The organism is Burkholderia sp. LK4 (assembly GCF_001043615.1).
GTDB lineage: Bacteria > Pseudomonadota > Gammaproteobacteria > Burkholderiales > Burkholderiaceae > Burkholderia > Burkholderia cepacia.
Genome location: NZ_LDUL01000174.1, coordinates 1 through 1278 on the forward strand (window position 1 = coordinate 1; position 1278 = coordinate 1278).

The window sequence follows — 1278 nt, forward strand, 5'->3', positions numbered from 1 at the left end:
CTCGTGCGGGACGTATTCGGTGCGCAGGTCAACGTGGTCGAGCTGCAGCGCGCGCCGATGAGCGCGTGATGCGGGGTGTGCCGGGATGCCGGCGCACGGGCGCGGTCATCGCGTGCAGGTAGTATGTGCGGTTCCGAAATGCGCGCGGCCGGTTCTGCCGGTCGCGGGTCTGGCCATACGAGGGGGGAATATGAAAAAGCTGGTAGCTGCCATCGCGTTCGCGGCGGACAAGCATCGCAATCAGCGGCGCAAGGACGAGGAAGCGTCGCCGTACATCAATCATCCGATCGCGCTCGCCGACGTGCTGGCCAACGAGGCCGGCGTCGAGGACGAGCGGGTGATCGTCGCGGCCGTGCTGCACGACACGGTCGAGGATACGGAGACGACCGAGCAGGAGCTGCTGCGGCTGTTCGGCAAGGACGTGGCGGACATCGTGATGGAAGTCACCGACGACAAGTCGTTGCCGAAGGAAGAGCGCAAACGCCTGCAGGTCGAGCATGCGGCGACCATCAGCCGGCGTGCGAAGCTCGTGAAGCTGGCCGACAAGATCTGCAACCTGCGCGACATCGCACGGCATCCGCCCGCGGACTGGCCGCTCGAGCGCAAGCAGGCGTACTTCGACTGGGCGAAGTCGGTCGTCGACCCGATGCGCGGCGTGCATCCCGGTCTCGAAGCGATCTTCGACACCGCCTACGACGCACGGCCGGCGGACTGAGGCGCCCGCATGCGATCGGCCCGATCCGCTGGATCCGCGCGGCAATCGCTGGCCGTGGCGGGTGTCGATGTGGGTGGCGAAAAGAAGCAATGCGATCTCGTGATCCTGCGCGGACCAACGGTCGTTTGCCGCGAGGAACGAATCGCGCCCGAGGCGGTGCCTGCGCTGTGTCTCGCCCATGACGTCGTGGCCGTCGGTGTCGACGCACCGAGCGTGTGGTGGACGGGGAGCGGGCGCCGGGCGGCGGAACAGGCGCTCGCGCGCGAACGGATCTCATGCTTTCCGACGCCGTCACGGGAGCAGGCAGTCGCGAGCACGTCAGGCTTCTTCGACTGGATGTTCATGGGAGAGCGTGTCTACCGCGCACTCGCGGACGCCTATCCGCTGCTGACCGGCGCGCGCTATGCGGGCGGGCGCGCGAGCTTCGAAACCTATCCTTATGCGATCACCTGCGCAATGCTGGGCAAGACTGTTGCGTCGGCGAAGCAGAAACGCAACCAGCGCCGGCAGTTGCTGGAGCGACTGGGGATCGACGTGTCGACGCTGAAGTCCGTCGATGCGCG

General features: G+C 66.9%; 2 protein-coding genes. Both read left to right on the top strand.

All coding sequences use genetic code 11. The annotated features are described in order from the left end of the window. Positions 1-190 precede the first annotated feature (190 nt). Positions 191-715 (top strand): HD domain-containing protein, encoded by a 525-nt coding sequence (locus VK92_RS38700; protein WP_043185438.1) that lies wholly within the window; start codon positions 191-193, stop codon positions 713-715. 9 nt (positions 716-724) lie between these two features. After that, positions 725-1278: DUF429 domain-containing protein (locus tag VK92_RS38705; RefSeq protein ID WP_048468266.1), on the top strand; the 554-nt coding region annotated here is incomplete at its 3' end.

Coding starts and splice junctions, on each gene's coding strand:
- VK92_RS38700 (WP_043185438.1), top strand. CDS start 191: ATGAAAAAGCTGGTAGCTGCCATCGCGTTCGCGGCGGACAAGCATCGC.